General features: G+C 63.4%; 1 pseudogene. It reads left to right on the top strand.

What is annotated here, in order from left to right:
- Window positions 1-279, top strand: a pseudogene (locus AAEY83_RS14350) (hypothetical protein); the annotation flags it as partial.

Genomic DNA, 279 nt, shown 5'->3' with positions numbered 1-279 from the left:
CGACGACACCGTGGTCATTCGCCAACCCCAGATGCTGCCCAAGCTTAGCCAAGGCGTGACCACGGTGATTGTCGGCAATTGCGGCATCAGCGCTTCGCCGGTCAACTTGAAGGGCAATCCACCCGATCCGATGAACCTGCTCGGCAGCGCAGCGGCGTTCGTTTACCCGCGTTTCAGCGACTACCGCGCCGCCGTCGAAGCGGCCAACACCACGTTGAACGTCGCCGCACTGGTCGGCCACACCGCGCTGCGCAGCAATCACCTCGACGACTTGTTCCG

It is taken from the genome of Psychrobacter sp. TB20-MNA-CIBAN-0197, assembly GCF_040309765.1.
Classification (GTDB): domain Bacteria; phylum Pseudomonadota; class Gammaproteobacteria; order Pseudomonadales; family Moraxellaceae; genus Psychrobacter; species Psychrobacter submarinus.
This window is presented reverse-complemented; position numbering and strand designations above follow the sequence as displayed.